Annotated in this window: 17 protein-coding genes and 2 tRNA genes; 2 read left to right on the top strand and 17 right to left on the bottom strand. The window is 67.5% G+C overall.

Annotated elements, in window-relative coordinates:
* Positions 1 to 16: 16 nt before the first annotated feature.
* The 3 genes from JOF48_RS15660 to JOF48_RS15650 all read right to left on the bottom strand — a co-directional run bounded on the left by JOF48_RS15660 (position 17) and on the right by JOF48_RS15650 (position 4,992).
* A complete protein-coding gene (locus tag JOF48_RS15660) occupies positions 17 to 1,450 on the bottom strand; it encodes an aldehyde dehydrogenase family protein (RefSeq protein WP_209682100.1) in 1,434 nt (477 codons plus the stop codon).
* Positions 1,451 to 1,660: 210 nt separating this feature from the next.
* Positions 1,661 to 3,976 (bottom strand): 5-methyltetrahydropteroyltriglutamate--homocysteine S-methyltransferase, encoded by a 2,316-nt coding sequence (gene metE / locus JOF48_RS15655; protein WP_209682098.1) that lies wholly within the window; start codon positions 3,974 to 3,976, stop codon positions 1,661 to 1,663.
* 47 nt (positions 3,977 to 4,023) lie between these two features.
* Positions 4,024 to 4,992 carry a methylenetetrahydrofolate reductase gene (locus tag JOF48_RS15650; protein ID WP_209682096.1) on the bottom strand — a complete coding sequence of 323 codons (969 nt, stop codon included), beginning with the start codon at positions 4,990 to 4,992 and terminating at the stop codon, positions 4,024 to 4,026.
* Positions 4,993 to 5,445: 453 nt separating this feature from the next.
* Here JOF48_RS15650 and JOF48_RS15645 point away from each other — a divergent pair, with 453 nt between their 5' ends.
* A complete protein-coding gene (locus tag JOF48_RS15645) occupies positions 5,446 to 5,643 on the top strand; it encodes a hypothetical protein (RefSeq protein ID WP_209682094.1) in 198 nt (65 codons plus the stop codon).
* A 474-nt stretch (positions 5,644 to 6,117) separates the two neighbouring features.
* Here the strand turns inward: JOF48_RS15645 and JOF48_RS15640 are convergent, their stop codons facing one another.
* Together JOF48_RS15640 and JOF48_RS15635 are read right to left on the bottom strand one after the other, a co-directional pair.
* Entirely contained in the window at positions 6,118 to 7,326 is a 1,209-nt protein-coding gene (locus JOF48_RS15640) for an ROK family protein (protein WP_209684641.1), read from the bottom strand.
* A 185-nt stretch (positions 7,327 to 7,511) separates the two neighbouring features.
* Positions 7,512 to 8,681, bottom strand: coding sequence for a class I SAM-dependent methyltransferase (locus tag JOF48_RS15635; protein WP_342591271.1), 1,170 nt, complete (start codon positions 8,679 to 8,681; stop codon positions 7,512 to 7,514).
* 139 nt (positions 8,682 to 8,820) lie between these two features.
* Here JOF48_RS15635 and JOF48_RS15630 point away from each other — a divergent pair, with 139 nt between their 5' ends.
* Entirely contained in the window at positions 8,821 to 9,807 is a 987-nt protein-coding gene (locus tag JOF48_RS15630) for an MIP/aquaporin family protein (protein ID WP_209682093.1), read from the top strand.
* Between the two features lie 100 nt (positions 9,808 to 9,907).
* On the opposite strand, the gene JOF48_RS15625 is transcribed toward JOF48_RS15630, so the two are convergent.
* The 12 genes from JOF48_RS15625 to obgE all read right to left on the bottom strand — a co-directional run bounded on the left by JOF48_RS15625 (position 9,908) and on the right by obgE (position 20,250).
* Positions 9,908 to 10,309 carry a YchJ family protein gene (locus tag JOF48_RS15625; protein WP_209682091.1) on the bottom strand — a complete coding sequence of 134 codons (402 nt, stop codon included), beginning with the start codon at positions 10,307 to 10,309 and terminating at the stop codon, positions 9,908 to 9,910.
* On the bottom strand, positions 10,306 to 11,043 hold the full coding sequence (locus JOF48_RS15620) for a FadR/GntR family transcriptional regulator (RefSeq protein WP_342591270.1): 738 nt from the start codon (positions 11,041 to 11,043) through the stop codon (positions 10,306 to 10,308). The genes JOF48_RS15625 and JOF48_RS15620 overlap by 4 nt, the downstream gene beginning before the upstream one ends.
* A gap of 599 nt (positions 11,044 to 11,642) precedes the next feature.
* Positions 11,643 to 11,718 (bottom strand) — tRNA-Ala (locus JOF48_RS15615).
* Between the two features lie 56 nt (positions 11,719 to 11,774).
* A tRNA-Ala gene (locus JOF48_RS15610) sits at positions 11,775 to 11,850 on the bottom strand.
* Positions 11,851 to 12,005: 155 nt separating this feature from the next.
* Complete coding sequence (locus tag JOF48_RS15605; protein ID WP_209682090.1) at positions 12,006 to 12,755, bottom strand: histidine phosphatase family protein; 750 nt, start codon at positions 12,753 to 12,755, stop codon at positions 12,006 to 12,008.
* A 47-nt stretch (positions 12,756 to 12,802) separates the two neighbouring features.
* Positions 12,803 to 13,207: a ribosome silencing factor gene (gene rsfS, locus JOF48_RS15600; RefSeq protein ID WP_209682088.1), complete on the bottom strand. Its 405-nt coding sequence runs from the start codon at positions 13,205 to 13,207 to the stop codon at positions 12,803 to 12,805.
* A gap of 35 nt (positions 13,208 to 13,242) precedes the next feature.
* On the bottom strand, positions 13,243 to 15,027 hold the full coding sequence (locus JOF48_RS15595) for a hypothetical protein (protein WP_209682086.1): 1,785 nt from the start codon (positions 15,025 to 15,027) through the stop codon (positions 13,243 to 13,245).
* A 7-nt stretch (positions 15,028 to 15,034) separates the two neighbouring features.
* The gene (gene nadD, locus JOF48_RS15590) at positions 15,035 to 15,697 is read right to left on the bottom strand and encodes a nicotinate-nucleotide adenylyltransferase (RefSeq protein WP_209682085.1); all 663 of its coding nucleotides are present in this window, start codon (positions 15,695 to 15,697) and stop codon (positions 15,035 to 15,037) included.
* Between the two features lie 4 nt (positions 15,698 to 15,701).
* Entirely contained in the window at positions 15,702 to 15,947 is a 246-nt protein-coding gene (locus JOF48_RS15585; protein WP_209682083.1) for a hypothetical protein, read from the bottom strand.
* A 191-nt stretch (positions 15,948 to 16,138) separates the two neighbouring features.
* The gene (locus JOF48_RS15580) at positions 16,139 to 17,419 is read right to left on the bottom strand and encodes a glutamate-5-semialdehyde dehydrogenase (protein WP_209682082.1); all 1,281 of its coding nucleotides are present in this window, start codon (positions 17,417 to 17,419) and stop codon (positions 16,139 to 16,141) included.
* A gap of 66 nt (positions 17,420 to 17,485) precedes the next feature.
* Positions 17,486 to 18,637, bottom strand: coding sequence for a glutamate 5-kinase (gene proB, locus JOF48_RS15575; protein WP_209682080.1), 1,152 nt, complete (start codon positions 18,635 to 18,637; stop codon positions 17,486 to 17,488).
* Positions 18,637 to 20,250 (bottom strand): GTPase ObgE, encoded by a 1,614-nt coding sequence (gene obgE / locus JOF48_RS15570; RefSeq protein WP_209682079.1) that lies wholly within the window; start codon positions 20,248 to 20,250, stop codon positions 18,637 to 18,639. The genes proB and obgE overlap by 1 nt, the downstream gene beginning before the upstream one ends.
* Positions 20,251 to 20,340: the final 90 nt, after the last annotated feature.

Genomic DNA, 20,340 nt, shown 5'->3' with positions numbered 1-20,340 from the left:
CCTGCTCCCCCGCGGGCTAGCCCTTCCGGAACTTCCTGGCCGGCGCCACGATCCGCTTGATGAGCTGCCGCTTCAGGGAGCCGAACGGCGGGTAGATGAACCCCAGCGTGTCCGGCGACAGCGGCTTCTCCAGCACGGCCTTGTGGTGGGAGAAGGTGTCGATTGAATGCTGCCCGTGGTAGCTGCCCATGCCAGACTCCCCCACACCGCCGAACGGCAGCCCCGGCACGGACAGGTGCGCCACCGGCACGCCGAAGTTCAGCGCCCCCGACGACGTCTGTTCCATGAACTCCTTGCGCACGCCCTGGTCTTCGCTGAAGACATACAGGGCCAGCGGCTTGTCCCGTTCGTTGATGAAGGCGATGGCCTCCGCGGCCGAGCCGACCGTGACCAGCGGCAGCAGCGGGCCGAAGATCTCCTCCTCCATGACCTTGGCTTCCGCATCGACGTGCAGCACCGTGGGCTCAACATAGCGGGTTGCCGCGTCGGTGCCGCCGCCGGCAACGAGGGAGGAACCGGACTCGGGCGCCAAATCCGCTTCCAGCAGCCCGGCCAGCCGGCCAAATGCGGCGTCGTTGACGATCCGCCCGTACGCCAGGCTGTGCGCGGGCTCGGCGCCGTACAGGTCCTCAATGGCGAGCGGCAGTTCCCTGGCAAGCTTGGCCAGGGCCGCGTCCGTGCCCAGGACATAGTCGGGGGCCACGCAGGTCTGCCCGGCGTTCATGAACTTGCCCCAGGCAATGCGGCGCGCGGCGGCGATCATGTCCACGGACTCGTCCACAAACACCGGCGACTTCCCGCCCAGCTCCAGCGTGACCGGCGTGAGGTTCTTCGCGGCAGCGGCCATGACGATCCGCCCCACGCGCCCGTTGCCGGTGTAGAAGATGTGGTCGAAGCGCCGGGCCAGCAGCTCAGTGGTCTCCGGCACGCCCCCCTCGACGATGCTGACGGCCCCGTCCAGGTATTTCGGCACCCAGCGGGCCAGGGCGGCGGAACTGGCCGGGGTCATCTCGCTCGGCTTGCCCACGGCGGTGTTGCCGGCGGCAAGCGCCCCGATGATGGGGGCCAGCAGCAGCTGGATGGGGTAGTTCCAGGGCGCAATGACCAGCACGACGCCGAGCGGCTCCAGCACCGTGGTGGCCCGGGCCGGGGCGAGCGCCAGCGGCACCTGGGCACGGCGCGGCTTGAGCCAGCCCTCGAGGTGCTTGACGGTGTGGGCAATCTCGGAGGTGAGGAAGCCGATCTCCGTCAGCCAGGCCTCCGCGGGGTGCTTGCCAAGGTCAGCGGCCAGTGCGGCAGTGAAGTCGTCGCGGTGGTCCAGCAGCATCTGGTTCATGGCCTTCAGCTGCTTCAGCCGCCACGCCAGCGGCCGGGTGGCCCCGCTCTTGAACACCGCCCTCGCCGCGTCAACGGTCCCCTGAATGCCTGTCACTGTTTGCTCTGCGCTCATGGCTTCAATCTACCTGCTCACCTCCGCATCTGTGACGCACTTGATGCACCAAAGCGGCCCCAGCAAGCGTTTTCCACTGCAATAAGTGCGTCATGGATCCGGTGGCGGGGCACGTCAGCCAACGAGGGCGGCACCCGGCCTTCCGCTTCATGCGAAAGACAGGGTGCCGCCGTCGTGCTTCAGTAAATCCGGGCCCGCGAAGGGCAAACGCTAGACGAGCTGGGCGCGGACTTCCTTCGTGGCATTGACCAGGTTGCGCAGGGACTCCTCGGTCTCCACGTAGCCGCGGGTCTTCAGTCCGCAGTCCGGGTTGACCCAGAGCTGGCGGGCCGGGACGTGCTTGACGGCCGTGCCCAGCAGCTCCGAGACCTCGGCCTGGCCGGGGACGCGGGGGCTGTGGATGTCGTACACGCCGGGGCCGACGCCGCGGCCGAAGCCGTGCGCTTCCAGGTCGTTGACAACGTCCATGCGTGAACGGGCGGCCTCGATGGAGGTCACGTCGGCATCCAGTCCGTCGATGGCGTCGATGATGACGCCGAACTCCGAGTAGCACAGGTGCGTGTGGATCTGCGTGCTGTCCACGGCGCCGGCGGTGGCCAGGCGGAAGGAGTTGACGGACCAGTCCAGGTAGGCTGCCTGGTCTTCACGGCGCAGCGGCAGGAGCTCGCGCAGGGCGGGCTCGTCAACCTGGATGACCTTGATGCCGGCGGCCTCGAGGTCTGCGATCTCGTCGCGCAGGGCCAGGCCAACCTGGTTGGCGGTCTCGCGCAGGGGCTGGTCGTCGCGGACGAAGCTCCAGGCGAGGATCGTGACGGGGCCCGTGAGCATGCCCTTCATGGGCTTGGCCGTCAGCGACTGGGCGTACTCGGCCCACTCGACCGTGATGGCCTTCTCGCGGGTGACGTCGCCCCACAGGATGGAGGGGCGGGTGCAGCGGCTGCCGTAGGACTGGACCCAGCCGTGGACGGTGACGTCGAAGCCTTCCAGGTTCTCGGCGAAGTACTGGACCATGTCATTGCGCTCGGGCTCGCCGTGGACCAGGACGTCAAAGTCGAGCTCTTCCTGCAGGTCGACGACGCGCTTGATTTCATCCTTCATCAGCTGCGAGTATTCCTCGCCGGTGATGGCGCCCTTGTTGGCGCGGGCGCGGGCCGAGCGGATGTCCCCGGTCTGCGGGAAGGATCCGATGGTGGTGGTGGGCAGCGGCGGCAGGTGCAGTGCCTCGTCCTGGGCGGCTTCGCGGACGGCGAAGTCGGAGCGGTTGAAGTCTGCCGGGGTGAGTGCGGCCAGGCGGGCGCGGACCTCGGGGCGCTTGACACCGGCGGCGGCTGCGCGGGAGGCGATCGTGGCGGTTGCCTTGGCGATGGCTTCCTCGGACGACGCCGGATCCACCAGGTGTGCTGCGAGCGTCACCACTTCGCCGACCTTCTGGTCTGCGAACGCGAGCCAGCTGCGCAGTTCTTCGGAGAGCTGGACTTCCTCGGTGACGTCGTGCGGGACGTGCTGGGTGGAGGTGGAGGTGGAGACCGTGACGTTCAGGCCGGCGGCCTTGAGCACGTCGAGGCGGGCGGCCGACTCGGCGAGGTCGTTGATCCAGATGTTGTGGCCGTCAACCACGCCGGCAACCACGGTCTTGCCGGCCAGCAGGGCCAGCTCTTCTGCGGAGGGGACGGCGCCCTTGAAAGCATCGATGTGCAGGGCCTCGATGGGGGCTGCTGCCAGGGTGGGCAGCAGTTCCGTCAGGGCACCGAACGGGGTGGAGACCAGGATCTGCGGGCGGCCGGCGGCTGCTGCGAGGACCTCGAGGCTGCGGGCAACGGCGGCCTGGATCTCTGCGACCGGGACATCCTGGTCGGCAACGAGGGCGGGCTCGTCGATCTGGACCCAGCTGGCACCCGCGGCACCAAGCTTGGAGAGCAGTTCGGCGTAGACCGGCAGCACGTCTTCGAGGCGGGAGAGCGGGTTGAAGCCGGCGGGTGCGTCGTCGGAGGCCTTGCTCAGGAGCAGGAAGGTGACGGGACCCACCAGGTACGGGCGGGTTTCAAAGCCGTTGGCCAATGCGTACTCGAACTGCTCCACCACGCGGGTGGAGGTCAGGGAGAAGGTGGTTTCCGGGCCGATCTCCGGAACGAGGTAGTGGTAGTTGGTGTCGAACCACTTGGTCATTTCCAGCGGCTGCTGCTCAACCGTGCCGCGGGCCAGGGTGAAGTAGGCGTTGATGTCCAGCTGGCCGGCGTCGTTGCGCAGCTCGCCGAAACGGGCCGGGACGGCGCCGATGTGGGTGGCGGCGTCGAGCACCTGGTCGTAGTAGGAGAAGGTGCCAGGGATCGCAGCGGCTTCCGTGAGGCCAAGTTCGGCCAGGCGGCGGGCGGTGCCGAGCTGGATTTCCTTGGCGGCTGCGTCGAGCTCGGCGGCGTCGATCTTGTTGGCCCAGAAGCCCTCAATGGCCTTCTTCAGTTCGCGGCGGCGGCCGATGCGGGGGTAGCCCAGGAGGGACGCTGCGGGGAATGCGGTGTTGTTTGACATGGAAATTCCTTAGTTATTTGTATCAGAAGTTTGTGGTGGGGTGCGGGCTAGGCCGGCTGGAGTGTGCCGCCGGCTGTCCGGGATCCCACGGCGGGGCGTCCGGGCCGGAGGAGTTCCAGCTTGTCCAGCACTTCGAGCGCGGCGGCATGCTCGTTGAAGGTGTACAGGTGGATGCCGGGTGCGCCGGCGTCCAGCGCTGCACGGGCAAGGTCCACCGTGGCGGACACCCCCACGCGCCGGCTTTCGGCTCCGTCGTCTGCACGGCCCAGGGCATCGATCAGGTCCGGGCAGGGCTCGACGCCGGTCAGGTCGCCGAGGCGCTGGACGCGCCGCAGGCTGGTCAGCGGCATGACGCCCGGAATGATCGGAATGCTGACGCCGGCCCGGCGGGCCCGCACCACGAGGTCGCGGTACTGGTCTGCGTGGAAGAACACCTGGGTGATGGCAAAGTCGGCGCCGGAGCGCTGCTTGGCCAGGAGCACCTCCACGTCATGTTCAATGGATGGCGATTCCGGGTGGCGTGCCGGGTAGGCCGCCACGCCAATGGCCACCTTGCCTGCACACAGCAGGGCCGAGCGGCGCTGCTCCACGCGGCGAACCAGTTCGATCAGGTCCTGGGCATAGTGCAGCTGCCCCGGCCGCGGTTCCCCGGGGCCTTCCTGGGGCAGGTCCCCGCGGAGGGCGAGGATGCCGCGCACACCGTGGTCCAGCAGTTCGGAGATGATCTCTGCCAGTTCGTCGGCGGTGTTGCCGACGCACGTCAGGTGGGCCAGGGGGCGCAGGGAGGTTTCGGTGAGGAGCCGGTTGAGCAGGTCAACGGCCGTATCCCGGTTGCTTCCGCTGGCACCGTACGTAACGGAAACGTAGTCGGGATTGGTGGTTTCCAATTCCCTGATGGTGTCCCACAGGCCCGCCTCGGCGGCGGCATTCCTGGGCGGGAACAGTTCGTAGGAAAGGGCGATCGGTGCGCTCTGTGTCAAAGGCGCCGATGCCTGGATGAGGCTCGGAGGAGACATTTGCTTGGGGTCCTTGAGGATGGGTCGGCCGCCGCCCGTGCTTCTAGAACACACAGTGCAGCAGCTGCTTTTTCGAAAAAGGTTCAGCGGACGCGTCGAGTCGGCATTGCGAATTGGCAATGCATCGGGGACGGTTCCGCCAGCAAATGTCAGGCCCACATGGGGGCACCCACACCTTGGACTAGCCGAAGGTCGCTGACACACGTTGAGGAAATAACGTAGTTACATAGTAGGGCTGCGTTTCCCGCCCAGGCAAATTGATGCAGAATTATGTCGCAACATGTCGTAGCAATTGACAGGTTCCGTTCGGCAGGGAGGCCAAAATGGCCGCCATGCCGAACTTTGTGCACCGGTGCGGCGCCGCAGGGCCGCAGCAAGACCCGCACCAAGGGTTGAAAAAGCCACCGCGCGCGGCCCTGTTGGTTGGGGCGGCCGGAGGATACAGTATGGTGCATGAACGAATTGCCAGCCGCGTATGCAGAGTACCTCCAGGGCAGGGACGAGAGTTTCATTGACACCGTCCTGCCGGTCCTCAAGCAGTCAGTCGCCGAGAAAACGCACGGCGTCCGCATCACGATGAACCCGCATGAGCTGCAGGCCCGAACCGATCCCACCATTCCATTCGGTGAGATCTTTGAGGGCGTCGACTGATCCTCCACGTGGGAAGTGCCCGCGAGGGGTGTCACCCGGAACAGGGCGCGGGGTGCCACCCGGCGCCTTCCTGGGCACGCAATACGCAGCCGGCCTTTCAGGCGGGGCAATGCGGTTGGCGGTGGCTTTGTCGCGCCGGTTCTACGGCGTGATGCTCCGGGCACCGTTGCGCCCGGTCACACCTTGAACTGCCGGGCCGGGTGAGCGTGCTGTTCTGCGCAGAGTTTGGTGCGGGCGTGACGCAGAACAGTGTTGTGCGTCAGGTCAACGCGGAACGCTGCGCAGAACAGTGCACTTGTGCGCCGGGCTGCCATGCCCGACGGCGGGCAACCCGCCTGGGCGGGCCGGGCGCCGTCGGGCTTCACCACTTAATGCGCACGGCTGGATGCCCCGCCGGCGCACAGCCACAGCCGGCCAAGCGTCCTGCGCACGGCATCATGCCCCACTCGCGCCGGCAGCAGCCCTGCGGCCGCGCTACGCCTTGGCGTCCAGCAGCAGCTGCTCGGCACTGGCGTTGAAGGACTTCTCCAGCACCAGGCAGGCGGCGCCGAACGCCTCCTCGCCGGAAGTCAGCCTGGTGCCGGCAATCTCCACCGAGTGGACGCAGGTGGTCACGCTCAACGCAGCCACCAGCGCGGGCACCTTCGACAGGTACACCGGAGCCAGCGCCGGCCAGAACGGCCCGCCAAACACCACGCAATCCACATCGAGCAGGTTGGTCAGCACAGAGACGGCCCCGGCCATGCGCCGGGCGGAATTGTCCAGAATTTCGACGGCGGACGGCTCCCCTTCAGCGGCGGCACGGGCCACCGCCGCCAACTCGTCCGCCAGTGCAGGTGCCGGCTCCCCCACGGGGTGTGCCGGCAGGACGCCGGCCTCCCGGGCCAGGCCCACGACGGTTTCCGGCATGCAGGTGACCTTGACGCAGCCGCGGCGCCCGCAGTCGCACAGGGGCCCGTCGGGGTCGGTGATGATGTGCCCAATTTCGCCCACATTGCCGGATGATCCCCGCACGACCTCGTCGTTGAGCACCAGCCCGGCGCCAATGCCGGTGCCGATGTAGACAAAGACAAAGTTCGCGGCGGCGTGGCCGGACCACGCCCACAGCTCAGCCACGGCCGAGGCCGTGACGTCCTTCTCCACCACCACGGTCAGGCCGGTGGTTTCAGCCAGGATGTCGCGCAGCGGCACGCGCGTCCAGCCGGGCATGTGCGGCGGGCTGACGACGGTGCCGCTCGCGGCATCCACGGGGCCCGGCGTGGCCACCCCAACCCCGGCAATGCGTCCAAACGGAACGCCGGACTGCTCAATGACGGACAGGATCCGGGTGCCCATGTTGGCCACGGCCTGGGCCGGGTCGATCCCCAGCTCGGTGGCTTCGTCCACGGAGAAGAGGACGGTGCCCACGGCATCCAACAATGCATAGCTTGTCAGCGCGGGGTCGATGTGCACGCCAACCGCGTACATGCCCTTCGGGTTCAGCCGCAGGATGGTGCGGGGCTTGCCGGGGCCGGACCCGTCCTTGCCGGCTTCCACGATGAGGCCCGAGTCCAGCAGCCTTCGGCAGATGTTGGAGACAGTCTGGGCTGCCAGCCCGGCCAGTGCTGCCAGCTCAACCCGGCTCAGTCCTTCTTCGGAGCGCCGGATCGAATCAAGAATGACGGCCTGGTTGAAGTCGCCCATCTTTGGCAGATTGGTGCCGCGGCGCCGCTGCGGCACTCCTGGCGCGGGAGCATTCAACTCGTTCTCCTTGAAATTGTGTGTGGCTCAACGGCCTGCAAACAGTGGCGGCCTCCCCAAGGCGCATGTGTCACATTACCCTGCAGCCGCCCCGCCAGCGTACACGCCACGGGGGCTCCACCGTGCTCTCACAGGGTTTTGGTGGACTTCGTGACGGTGAACTTGCTGTTGCGCCCCATGACGGAGGTCTCCCCCACCGTGCGGGCCAGCGCGTCCTTGTAGTCCAGGTGCCTGTTGTAGACGCACCACAGCTCCCCGCCGGGTGCCAGCACCCTGGCTGCTGCGGCGAAAAGCTTGTGCGCAATCCCGGCATGCACGGCCGCCCCCACATGGAACGGCGGGTTCAGCACAATGAGCTCGGCCGACGCCGGGGCGAAGCTGTCCAGCGCGTCGTCGCGGACGGTGTCGATCCGGTCCGCAAGTCCGTTGGCGGCGGCCGTTTCCATGGTCGCCGCAACGGCGGCCGCGGACTGGTCCGTAGCCGTGACGCGCAGTGCCGGCCGCGCCTTGGCCAGCGCCGCTGCAATGGTTCCGTTGCCGCAGCCCAGGTCCACGGCGGCGGCCGCACCGGGCCGCATTTGGTCCACGAAGCCCAGCAGGAAGCGTGTGCCAACGTCCACCTTGGTGCCGCCAAATGTTGCCCCATGCGCGCACAGCCACAGGCCCAGGTCGGCGTGGTACTCCTTTTTGGGGAAGTCCGACGCCGGACCCTCCCCGCGCTGCCCGGTCGCCAACGGTTCGCCCACCACGAGCGGGCGGGACTTGCGCCATGCACGCCCGGGAATGACGGAGGAAAAGTACTGGGAGAGCACGGCGTTCATGGCCACGGTCATGTGCTTGATGCGCCCGCCGGCAAAGATGCGCACCTCGGGACTGGCATGGGCACTGATGAGCTGCGCCACCTCGGCGACCTCCTCAAGGCTGCGCGGCAGCTGCCACAAGACCACGGCGGCATCCCGGACCAGGCCGGCGTCGAGCGGCATGGAGGAATAGGATCCCTCCAGTCCGAGTCGGGCTGCGTTGGCGGCCAGGGCCAGCTCACCGGAGCGCCCGTCCTGGTGCACCCTCAGGCCGCTGAGCCCGTGGAGCGTTGCGGCGGCGAGGGTCAGCGCACCGTAGCGGTCGCCCACAATGGCGACGCGTCCGCCGTCGTGGGCGGAAAGGGCGCCGGACGCCTCCCTGAGGATCAGCTCATCCGTGGCGTCATGGGCGAAAAGGTTGGGCGCTTCGACGTCCGGAAAGCGGCGCAGGCGCCCAAAGTCGAAGGGCGGGTCCTCAATGCTGCTGTTTTGCTCCACCGGGACACTCTACCGCCCGGGAAATGGCGCCGCGGCCCCCACAGCCCCGGGTGCGCAATATCACATACGACGTATACTGGGGACAGTCACCTAAAGTCAAGATACGTCGCCGTAATCGACGACTCTAAGGATGATCACCATGAGTGTAATAACCCCGCTGCGGCGAAGTGTTCGTGAGGGCAGCGGCTTGAAGCGTGTGGGCGGTGTGTGGGGCGAGCTTCTCGCAGAATTCCTTGGCACCTTTGTTTTGATCTGCTTCGGTGATGGCGTTGTGGCCATGGCCGTGGCGGCACTTCCCGGCAGCGGGCGCGCGGCCACCGACACCACCATTTTCATGGCCTCCGGGGACTGGCTGCTCATCACCTGGGGTTGGGCCCTGGCCGTCGCCATGGGCGTGTATGTGGCCGGCGGGGTCAGCGGCGCGCACCTGAACCCGGCCGTGACCCTGGCATTTGCCGTGCGGCGCAAGTTCGCATGGAACAAGGTGGTCCCGTACGTCGTGGCCCAGGTGGTGGGTGCGTTTGCCGCCGCCGCGCTGCTGTACGTGGTGTATTTCAACGCGATCGATGCCTTCAACACCGCCGCGAAGACGCAGCGGGACGAGGCCGGCGGGCTCGCCACCTTCTCCATTTTCGCCACCTTCCCCGCACCGTATTTCAAGGGGAACCTGACCGTGCCGCTGATTGACCAAATTGTGGGCACGGCGTTCTTGGTGATGCTGATCGTGGCCATCATTGACATGCGCAACACTGCCGCCAAGGCGAACCTTGGCCCGCTCATCATCGGCTTTGCCGTGGCAGCGATTGGCATGTCGTTCGGCGCCAACGCCGGGTACGCCATCAACCCGGCCCGTGACTTTGGCCCCCGCGTGTTTGCGTGGATTGCCGGCTGGGGCGATGTTGCCATGCCGGGCACCATCACCGGGGTGCCCGGTGCGTTCAGCTGGTACTTCTGGGTGCCCATTGTGGGCCCGCTCATCGGCGGCGTCATCGGCGTGCTGCTCTACGACTGGTTCATCGGCGACATCCTGCACGCCCGCAAGGCGCTGGCCGAGCAGGAAGCAGCCGCCAGTGGCGGCGGCGGGGCGCACGCCGCCGAGCCGGGACCTGCCACGGACGAGGAGTAGCCGGGGCCGCGCTGGCCGCGGGCCGACCGGGGCGGGCCGGCGCCAGCGCCGCCCGATGCAGCCCCGCCCGGACCAGCCGGTGCCGCTGACGGTAGCGGTGCTAGGACAGTTCCAGGGCGTCCACGTAGAACCACCGGCCGGCTTCCCGGACGAAACTGCTGGTTTCGGTGAAGGAGTCCCGCTGGCGGCGGTCCGTGGCGCTCCGGTAGTGGGCGCGAAAGGTGACGGTGCCTGCAGTGGCGAAGGCGCCGCCGTCGTGCACGGCAAGGATTTCAAGAAGGTACCACTGCTGGTCCGGGTCAAGTTCCAGGATGGCCGGGCGCGTTTCAGGGTGCCAGGTGCGCAGCAGGTAGTCCGCATTGGCCGTGGCGAAGGCGCTGAAGCGCGAGCGCATCAGTGCCTCGGCCGTGGGTGCCGGCGCTTCCGTGGACAGGTACCGTGCGCAGCAGTTGCCGAACTGTTCACCGCTGCTGCAGGGGCAGCGGGATTCGGGGCCGATCATGTGTTCTCTCCCTGCTGGATGGGGTTCGTCTGCGAGTGGAACCACTCGATGTGGTGGCGCAGTTCGCGTGAGGCCGCGGCGCCGTCGTTTGCCAGGACGGCGGTAAGGATGTCCCCGTGCTGGCGGCGCAGTTCCGGGACGATGCCCTGCCACATTTGGTCGGAATCGATGGCGTCGCTGACATAGCCCTGGATGGCCGAGCGCAGCGATTCCATCATCGCCGTGATGACGGCGTTGCCGGCCAGCGAGCTCAGCAGGACATGGAAGGCCGCGTCCAGGACGTGGAATTCCTCCCGCCCAAGGTCCGGGCGCGCCATCTGGTCCACGAGCAGGTGCAGCTGTTCCTCCTGGCGTGCCTGCCGCGGCTGGCGTGCGGCCTCCTGGGCGGCCCAGGTCTCCATCATGATGCGGGTCTGGACAATGTCCGCCACGGGGAAATGGCTGGTGGCCATGTGCAGGCGCAGCGTCGCGGCCAGGCCTGCGGCCGGGTTGGCGATGACCACGGCGCCGGACTGCGGGCCGGAGCCGGTGCCGGTGCGCACCACGCCCATGGCGTCCAGGACGCGGATGGCGTCGCGGACGGAGGCGCGGGAAATCCCGTGCTGCGCGGCCAGGGCGCGTTCCCCGGGGAGCTGGTCGCCGACCTTGATCCTGCCGTCGCGCAGTTCCGCCTCAATGCTGGTCAGGACGGCTTCGTAGCTGCGGGCGGCGGGGGCGGGTTCTGGGATGGGCACGGGAATATTGTCCCAGACTTTCCGGGGTGGGGCGGCGGTGTACTCGGGACTCCAACATGCCGGGAGTGCGAATCGTGGGGCAGCTGTCGGGAAGACCGGCTATTGTGACTCTTCCACCGGTCCGGACGCCGAGCCGGGGCCAACCCCGCTGCGCTTTCCCGCCGCCATCACCGACCCGGGGCAAAGCCCGCGAGGTAGGTGTAGGTAGTGCACCTATCTCGCGGGTTTAACCCATTTTCGGCAATACGGGCCCCGCGGCATGCGGTTTTGCCCCTGTCTCGACGCGCGGCCCTGTGCCGAAAACACGGTGGGCCGCGAAAGCTGCGCCGCCATGCCCACTGAAGAGTCATGAGGGCCGGAAAACCCGCACAGTTGCCGTGCACTCCGGCCAAGGCTGTTACCTTCAGCTACGTCTGCTCACCCAGCTGTCAAGGATTCCTTGACAGCTGGGCGCGCGGCCCCGCCTGAATTTTGTGTCAAAAGTCATGGCGCCGCACACCGGCACGCCGCTGCCGGCCCGCGCTGGCCGCCCACTGGTTCCGCGCCCCAGGCAGGCACAAAAAAGTCCGGCCACACTGGGTGTGACCGGACTTTTTCCTTGGTGGAGCTGAGGGGACTCGAACCCCTGACCCCCTGCATGCCATGCAGGTGCGCTACCAGCTGCGCCACAGCCCCAAAGAACTATATTTAGTTATATAACGCAGCCAGAATATTTCCAAATTGACCGTGTTTGGTGGAGCTGAGGGGACTCGAACCCCTGACCCCCTGCATGCCATGCAGGTGCGCTACCAGCTGCGCCACAGCCCCAAACACTTGCCTCTTCCCTTGACCTGTCGGTCTTGGCTGAAGCAACCTGTCCATAGTAGAGCACGTTTTGGCGTAGTGCCAAATCGGCGGAATCCGGGCTGCTGGTCCGACACAATATCTGCCACATCGCGTCCCCCTGCGGCACTAAGTGAAGCCTAGTCTTCCACCGGTTCGGCGAGGTCCTCGGGTGCTTCGTAAGGCTGCGGGAGGGTGCCCACGTTGTGTTCAAGCAGCCGCCAGCCGCCAACGGCAGCACCGTCGGATGCAGGCCCCATGGCCTCAACCACAGACCAGTGGCAGTTGGAGAGCCCGGAGAGGGTGCGCCACAAATCTTCAGGCAGGCCCAGCAGCTTGGCCAGGGCAACGCGCGTCGCGCCGCCGTGGGTGGCCACCACCAGGGTGCCGCCGTCGGGCAGCTGCTCCACGCCGTCAAGTATGGCCTCCACCATGCGGGAAGCCACCTCCACCCGGGTCTCTCCCCCGCCGGCGCGCACCCCGGGCTCGTCACGCTGCCACCGCTGGATCTCATCGGGGTAGCCGCTGATGATTTCATCAAACGTCAGCCCCTCCCACGCTCCGCCGTGGGTTTCACGCAGTCTGGCGTCCACGGCCACGTCCCGGCCGGTGAGATCCGCCAGGGCCCGAGCCGTTGCATGGGCGCGCAAAAGGTCGGAGGAGACGATCCTCACATTGGCGGCCCCGCCGTCGTGCATGGCAAGCTTGCCGGCAAGCAGTGCTGCTGAGCGCAGGGCCTGGGAGGCGCCAACCTGGTCGAGGGGGATGTCGCTCTGGCCCTGGAATCGGCGCGCGGCGTTCCAGGACGTGCGTCCGTGGCGCCAAAAAATAACCCGCCGGCGCGGGCCGGCGGGCTGCAAAACTGAACGCTCGGGTGAAGTTGACGCCATCAAGTGACAGGTTCCAATCCGCAGGGCCCGTTTGGGGTTTTGTTTGTTTACTCTGCTGCCGTGGTGCCGGCGGCCTTGGCCGAGGGGTCGGCTGCGGCCAGCTGCAGGTCAATGACCGGGCAGTCGCCGTAGAGGCGCTCCAGGGCGTAGAACACGCGGTCTTCCTCGTGCTGGATGTGGAAGACGATGTCCGCGTAGTCCAACAGGACCCAGCGGCCGCTGGAACGGCCTTCGCGGCGGACGGGCCGGAGGTCAAACTTGTGGAGTTCGTCTTCGATGCCGTCCGCAATGGCGTTGACCTGGCGTTCGGTGGCTGCCGAGGCGATGAAGAAGATGTCCGTGATGGCCAGGCGTTCGCTGACATCAAGGGCTGTTACATTCTCGGCCAGCTTGTCCGATGCCGCCCGCGCCGCGGCCCGTGCTATGTCGATGGACTGTTGTGTTGCGCTCACTACGGTTTCCTTTGATTGGTAAAAAATATGGCGTGCTAGAGGGAGGTGAAAAACATGATGGCGCCGACCACGAGAGCGGCCCCGCCAACAAGGATGGAGCCCCATTGGATGAGCATGTTCCGCTGCGTGCGGCCCAGTCCGGCAGTCATCGCGTCCAGCGGCTCCAGGCCGTGGGCGTAGTCGGCCGGCATGGGCGGCATCTGGGAACGCTGCACCTCGGCATGCTCGACGGCGGGGCGCACCTTTGGGTGCTCGCCGGTCGCCATGGCCTGGGCCTGCATCAGCGTGCTGCTGCGCCCGCCGGTCAAGGGGCGGCTGCCGGTCCCCGGGCGGCGGGCCGCCCCGGGAGACAGTGCCGCGTCGAAGCGTTCTGCGCTGGCCGCAGGCACACTGGGTGTCGCCGATGTGCGCGGGCCGCCTACCACCGGCAGGGTGCCCGTGGCCGGCGCGGGACCGGCAGGGCGGGGCAGCCGCGGCGATTGGCGGGGGTTGGCCCGGGTCACGATGGGCACATGTGTGGTGGAGGGCGGCCGGAGAACCGGCCGTTCCGAACCCGGCACCTCGATGAACTCCAAAGGCGTCACCATGGCGAGGTTGTCCGTCGACTTGGGGTCGGCGGATGCCCTCTTGCTCTTGGCACTTTCCTGCGCCAGGCGTTCACGGGCCTGGGCGCGCTGGCTCAGGATGGCGGCACGCTCGGCTTCGGCCTTTTTGGCTGCCAGCGCGGCGAGTTCTTCCTCGGTGGGCGGTGCCGGAGGTGGTCCGGCCGAGACCGGATAGTAGCTGCCGCCGGGGACGAGCCCGGGCATGGGCGGATAGTTGGCTGCCAGGGAACCGGGCAGCCCGGCCGCGCCGGGGGCGCCTGCAGGAGCCTTGCCGGATGTGGCTGCAGCGGCACCGGGTGCCGTTCCGGGGCCACCGCCGGGGGCACCCGGCCGGTTGAATGCGGCCGGCATGGTGGCGGGAACGCCGCGGCTGCCGTGCACTGCGGAAGGGACAACCGCGCGGGGTGCTGTTTCCGGGGCGGGTTCGGCGGCGCCGGGAAGCCGCGCAGGAGCGGCTGGCGCCCCCGGCCCCGGCACGTCCTGCTGGTCGGCTGCCATGGCGGCAGCGACCTGTTCCATCTGTTGGCTTTCAAGGCTCACGGATGCTGCAGCACGGCGGCCGCTGCGGACGGGCGCGGCCGGCGTCGCGGGGTTCTCCGGCAGCGCGGGCCCTCCGGCAGAGTCCTGGGCAAGGACGGAATCTATGGCCGGCAGCCTGGCTGGCGGCGCGGCGGCCGGCAGGGCCTCCGGGAACACGGCCTGTGCAGGGGCCACAGGTCCCGCCGGGGCCGCCATGGGGACCGGTGCAGCAGTGCCGGCGGCCGGCGCCTGGACACCGGGCTGCACCGGCAGCTTGGGCGGGACAGGGATGACGGTGTTCAGCGCGGTGATGGGGGCACGTTCGGCGTCGAGCTGGGCCTGGCGCATGGCCCGTCGGGACGGCAGCGGCGTGGCCACCTGCGGGTCGACGAGTTCCTGGTAGGCGCGCAGGGCGGCACGGTCGCGCGCCCTGGTCTGGGATTCGCGCTCACCGCGCGGAACTCCCTGGGAGGCGGGGGGCACAACAGCCGATTGTGAGGTCTCGGGGGCGGGTTCCGCCCCGGGGCCGGCCGCTGCCGGCGGATCCGGCAAGCCCGGCGCCGCAGATGGGGGTGCTTCGGGGATGTCGGTCGCAGGGTTCACGGGCACAATGGGCGTGCCCGCCGTGCCTGCATCGTGTGCCGACTGCTCGCGCAGTTGCCTGCGGCTGCGGATCGGCTCAGTTTCCTTACTCATCAAATACTCATTCGGTTCTCGAAGTCACCGGCACTGTGCCTGCGTCGTGGTCTGTTGCCGGGTCCATATAAAGTCCGTACTTGGCGATGTACTGCACCACGCCGTCCGGGACCAGGTACCAGACCGGGTTTTGTGCGCCAACCCTTTGGCGGCAGTCCGTGGAAGAGATGGCCATGGCAGGAACTTCCAGGAGGCTGACGTCGCTGCGGCCCATGTCATCGAGAACATGGCCCGGGCGGGTCACTCCCACAAAGTGCGCCAGTTCCCACAGCTCGTCGCTGTCCTTCCACGACATGATCTGCGCAAGGGCGTCGGCGCCGGTGATGAAGAACAGTTCCGCATCGGGGCGCATTTCGCGCAGGTCGCGCAGGGTGTCGATCGTGAAGGTGGGACCGGGCCGGTCAATGTCCACGCGGCTGACCGTGAACTGCGGGTTGGCCGCCGTGGCAATGACTGTCATCAGGTAGCGGTGTTCGGCCGCGCTGACCTTGTTCTTGGCCTTCTGCCACGGTTCGCCGGTGGGCACGAAAATGACTTCATCCAGCTTGAAAACGCTCGCAACCTCGCTGGCTGCGACAAGGTGACCATGGTGGATCGGATCAAACGTCCCGCCCATGACTCCAATGCGGAGACGGTCCCGGGTACCCGCAAGCGCAGATACCCGGGGCATGCCCTTAGTGATTGGAGGACGCCGAATCTGTGGGGTGGAGGTGCTTGTTCGTGTGCTGGCGGTGCGGATCATCCGTGGCCTCGACTGCCGCGTGGCGGTTGCCCAGGTTCATGAACGACACCGTCACAACCATCAGCAGCAGCAGGGTGGCGAGCATGATGCCGCCAATGACGAACGGCGGCGCAATGAGCGGCGCGGCTTCGTGTTCTTCTGCGGCGGCCAGGACGACGCCGGCAAGCTGGGTCAGCATTATTTCTCCCCTTGGGTTGGTGGCCGGGCAGCGGTGGTGCCGCCGCACAGCGAATTGTTACGTGAATTCCCTCTAATGGTACGTGGTATCTGCCCGCACCGGCACACCGGCACGCAGCGACTGCACCACATGCAGCATAAACCGGCACCCGGGCGGCGGCTGCTGCGGGGCCCGTGTGCCGGTGCCGGCGGTCAGCTCCGGACCTGACCTTCACCCTGCACAATCCACTTGGTGGTGGTCAATTCGGTCAGGCCCATGGGGCCGCGGGCGTGCAGTTTTTGCGTCGAGATTCCGACCTCGGCACCCAGGCCGAGCTCGCCGCCGTCGGTAAAGCGTGTGCTCGCATTCACAATGACGGCGGCCGAATCCACCACGGCAACGAACTTTTCCGCGTTGGCGAGGTCGTTGGTGAGGATGGCTTCCGTGTGCCCGGTGCTCCAGGTGCGGATGTGCTTGACGGCTTCATCCATGGTGTCCACCATCTTCACGGCCAGGTCGAGGTCCATGTACTCGGTGGCCCAGTCCTCGTCCGTGGCGGGCTCGGCGGTGATGCCGGCCGGCAGGACAGCCTGGACGCGCTCGTCGACGTGCAGCCGGACGCCCGCCTTGGCCAGGGCCGAGAGGACTGCGGGCAGCACCGTGGCATCCTTGTGCACCAGCAGCGTCTCCACCGTGTTGCAGACACTGGGGCGCTGGGTCTTGGCGTTGAGCAGGATGTCCACGCTCATCTCCTCCGCCGCGCTGGCGTCGATGAAGATGTGGACGTTGCCCTCACCTGTTTCGATGACGGGGACGGATGAGTTGTTGACGACTGTCTGGATGAGTTCCCGGCCGCCGCGGGGAATGAGCACATCCACGGCGCCGCGGGCCTTCATGATCAAGTTGGCGCCGGCCCGGCCGAACTGGTCCACGGACTGCACGGCGTCGGCGGGCAGCCCCACCCGGTCCAGGGCGTCGCGCAGGATGTCCAGGAGGGCCTTGTTGGTGTTTGCCGCAGCCGTGCCGCCGCGGAGAACCACGGCGTTGCCGCTCTTAAGCGCCAGGCCTGCGATGTCCACCGTGACGTTGGGGCGGGCCTCGTAAATGGCGGCAACCACCCCCATGGGCACGTTGACCTGGCGCATCCGCAGGCCGTTGGGCAGCGTCTGCCCGCGCACCACATTGCCCACGGGATCGGGCAGCGTGGCCAGGTTTTCCAGCGCGTCGGCAAGGTCCTGGATGCGTGGGCCGGTCAGGGCCAGCCTGTCCAGCATGGGTTTGGAGGTGCCGTTCTCGCGGCCGGCGGCCAGGTCCAGTGCGTTGGCGGCAAGGATGCGTTCCTGGTTCTCCAGCAGCGCCTTGGCGATCGCACGCAGGCCCTTGTCCTTCCAGGCCCGGTTGGCCCCGGCCATGCGCCGGGAAGCCCTGCGGGCGCGGTCGGTGATGCCCTGAACCTCGGCGGCAACATTTTGTTCAACAATCTGCTCAGTCATGGCACAAGTCTAAGGCACCCGGCCAGGGTGCGCTGTGGCGCAGCTTGCAGCCAGTCCCGCCGGGAGTCAGTGCCCGAGCAGCACGAGGTCGTCCACGTGGACCACTTCACGTTCAAATTCGCGGCCCAGTTCCTTGGCGAGCGCCTTGGTGGAGCGCCCCAGCATCTGTGGCAGGTCCGAATGGCGGTAGTTGACCAGGCCGTGGGCAAAAACGTTGCCGCGGGCATCGCTGATCTCCACCGCGTCACCGGCGTCGAAGTCCCCGGTGACAGCCGTTATCCCGGCCGGGAGCAGCGATTTGTGCCGCTCCCCCACAGCCCGCACGGCGCCGTCGTCCAGGACCAGCCGGCCCCGGATGTCTGCCAGGTGGGCCAGCCACAGCATGCGCACCGGGCGCTTGTTGCCGTTGATGCCAAACCAGGTTCCGACGTCGTCTCCCGCCAGCGCCGCGCCGGCATGTTCGGTGGAGGTCACCAGCGCGGGAATGCCTGTTTCCGCCGCGATCATGGCGGCCTGGACCTTGGTGGCCATGCCTCCGGTGCCGACGCCGGCCTTGCCGGCACTGCCGATCACGATGCCTTCGAGGTCCTCGGGCGAATCCACGTGGCTGATCCGAGTGGCGCCCTCGGACGGCGGGCCGTCATAGAGGGAGTCGACGTCGGAGAGCAGGACCAGGGCGTCAGCCTTGACGAGGTGTGCCACCAGCGCGGCCAGGCGGTCGTTGTCGCCAAAGCGGATTTCATGCGTGGCGACGGTGTCGTTCTCGTTGACAATGGGCACCACGCCCAAGTGCAGCAGCCGCTCCAATGCCCGGTGGGCGTTGACGTACTGGTGCCGCCGGGTGAGGTCCTCCGCCGTCAGCAGCACCTGCGACGCCGTGACGCCGTGGGCGCTGAACGCCTGGTTGTAATGGGCCATGAGCAGGCCCTGCCCCACACTGGCCGCCGCCTGCTGCGTGGCAAGGTCCTTGGGCCGCCGGGCCAGGCCCAGCGGCAGCAACCCGGCAGAGATGGCGCCGGAGGAGACCAGGATGATCTCGGTTCCTGTCTTTTGGCGCAGCGCCAGCACGTCAACGAGCTTCCACAGCGCCTCCTCGGAGATGCCGCCGGCCACTGACGTCAACGACGATGACCCCACCTTGACCACGATCCGGGCCGCAGCGGCCATGTCGGAGCGTGAACGGAGGGTGGCGCCCTGGTCTTGTCCCTTGGTTCCCATTAGTTCTGCGTTGCACCTGTGTCGTCGAAGTCGCCCTCGGCAGCCAGTTCGGCGTCGATGACCTTGGCCTTGACTTCATGGCGGTTGTTCAGCTCGGTCCAGATGCCTGCCTTGCGCTCGGCATCCATCTCGGCCCGCGCGGCGGCCTTGGCGTCACGGCGGTCCTGCTGTTCCTGGCGCTTCTGGGCGCGCGTGGGGCGGTCGCCCAGGTCGAGGAGGCGCAGGTCCGTGCCGCGCGGTGCGGCCAGGTGCTCGGCGCCGCCCATCATGGTGGGCTCCCAGTCGAAGATCATGCCGTTGTCGCCACCGATGACCACGGTGTCGCCGGGGGTGGCGCCCATCCTGAAGAGTTCCTTCTCGACGCCGGCCTTGGCCAGGCGGTCTGCCAGGTAGCCGATGGCTTCCTCGTTCTGGAAGTCGGTCTGCTCAACCCAGCGCTCGGGCTTCTCGCCGCGGACGCGGAACAAGGGAGCCAGGTTGCGCTCTTCGCGGCGGATGGTGAAAGATGACTCGTTCACGGCGCGGGGGCGCAGAACCACCGGGGTGACCTTGGCGGGCGCGTCGGCGACGGCCTTGCGTGCTTCCGTGACAATTTCCGCCATCGCGAAGCCAAGCTGCTTCAGGCCCTCGTGGCTTGCTGCGGAAACTTCGAAGACACGGTAGCCGCGGGCCTCGAGGTCGCCCTTGACGAACTCGGCCATGTCACGGCCGTCCGGGGAATCAACCTTGTTCAGGGCGACGAGGCGGGGGCGTGCGTTGAGTGGGACAACGTCGCCGTCGGATCCGGCGAAGCTCATGTCGACGGCGTAGCGGTCCAGCTCTCGCTCGATGACGGCCAGGTCGGTGATGGGGTCGCGGTCGGCCTCGAGTGCTGCACAGTCAAGGACGTGCACAATGGCGGCGCAGCGCTCCACGTGTCGCAGGAAATTGTGGCCCAGGCCCTTGCCTTCGCTGGCACCCTCGATCAGGCCGGGAACGTCAGCCATGGTGAAGCGGACGTCGCCGGCCTGGACAACGCCCAGGTTGGGGATCAGGGTGGTGAAGGGGTAGTCGGCAATCTTGGGCCGGGCCGCAGACATGGCTGCAATCAAGCTGGACTTGCCCGCAGACGGGTAGCCCACCAGGGCGATGTCTGCAATGGACTTCAGCTCAAGGACGATGTCCGCTTCGCTGCCCGCCACGCCAAGAAGGGCGAAGCCGGGGGCCTTGCGCTTTTGCGAGGAAAGGGCATTGTTGCCGAGCCCGCCCTGGCCGCCTTCAGCAGCGACATACTCCGTGCCGATGCCCACGAGGTCTGCCAGGACGTTGCCTTCCTTGTCCTTGATGACCGTGCCATCCGGTACTTCAAGGACCAGCGACGCCCCGTCCTTGCCGTCGCGCCAGTCGCCCATGCCGGGCTGGCCGTTGCCGCCGCGGCGGTGCGGTGCATGGTGGAAGTCAAGGAGGGTGGTGGTCTGGTCGCTGACGCGGAAGGTGACGCTGCCGCCGTCGCCGCCCTTGCCGCCGTCAGGCCCGCCCAGCGGCTTGAACTTTTCGCTGTGAACGGAGACGCAGCCATGGCCGCCAGTCCCGCCGGATACATGCAGTACAACCCGGTCAACAAAGCTGGCCAATGAATTCTCCTTGAATTGAAATTTACGCTGGTGCACCAATTCTAGTCCGCAGGGGACCTGCCCTTGGTGCCGGGGGTTCCGGTTCCGACG

This window comes from Arthrobacter stackebrandtii, from assembly GCF_017876675.1.
Classification (GTDB): domain Bacteria; phylum Actinomycetota; class Actinomycetes; order Actinomycetales; family Micrococcaceae; genus Specibacter; species Specibacter stackebrandtii.
Note: the sequence above shows the minus strand (reverse complement) of the source record. Positions and strands in the feature narration are given on the sequence as shown.

Coding starts and splice junctions, on each gene's coding strand:
- JOF48_RS15585 (WP_209682083.1), bottom strand. CDS start 15,947: ATGCTGACCCAGCTTGCCGGCGTCGTCCTGGCCGCCGCAGAAGAACAC.
- JOF48_RS15640 (WP_209684641.1), bottom strand. CDS start 7,326: ATGGGCGACTTCAACCAGGCCGTCATTCTTGATTCGATCCGGCGCTCC.
- proB (WP_209682080.1), bottom strand. CDS start 18,637: ATGGGAACCAAGGGACAAGACCAGGGCGCCACCCTCCGTTCACGCTCC.
- JOF48_RS15645 (WP_209682094.1), top strand. CDS start 5,446: ATGAACGAATTGCCAGCCGCGTATGCAGAGTACCTCCAGGGCAGGGAC.
- JOF48_RS15650 (WP_209682096.1), bottom strand. CDS start 4,992: ATGTCTCCTCCGAGCCTCATCCAGGCATCGGCGCCTTTGACACAGAGC.
- JOF48_RS15625 (WP_209682091.1), bottom strand. CDS start 10,309: ATGATCGGCCCCGAATCCCGCTGCCCCTGCAGCAGCGGTGAACAGTTC.
- JOF48_RS15605 (WP_209682090.1), bottom strand. CDS start 12,755: ATGGCGTCAACTTCACCCGAGCGTTCAGTTTTGCAGCCCGCCGGCCCG.
- nadD (WP_209682085.1), bottom strand. CDS start 15,697: ATGCCCCGGGTATCTGCGCTTGCGGGTACCCGGGACCGTCTCCGCATT.
- metE (WP_209682098.1), bottom strand. CDS start 3,976: ATGTCAAACAACACCGCATTCCCCGCAGCGTCCCTCCTGGGCTACCCC.
- JOF48_RS15660 (WP_209682100.1), bottom strand. CDS start 1,450: ATGAGCGCAGAGCAAACAGTGACAGGCATTCAGGGGACCGTTGACGCG.
- JOF48_RS15630 (WP_209682093.1), top strand. CDS start 8,821: ATGAGTGTAATAACCCCGCTGCGGCGAAGTGTTCGTGAGGGCAGCGGC.
- JOF48_RS15580 (WP_209682082.1), bottom strand. CDS start 17,419: ATGACTGAGCAGATTGTTGAACAAAATGTTGCCGCCGAGGTTCAGGGC.
- JOF48_RS15595 (WP_209682086.1), bottom strand. CDS start 15,027: ATGAGTAAGGAAACTGAGCCGATCCGCAGCCGCAGGCAACTGCGCGAG.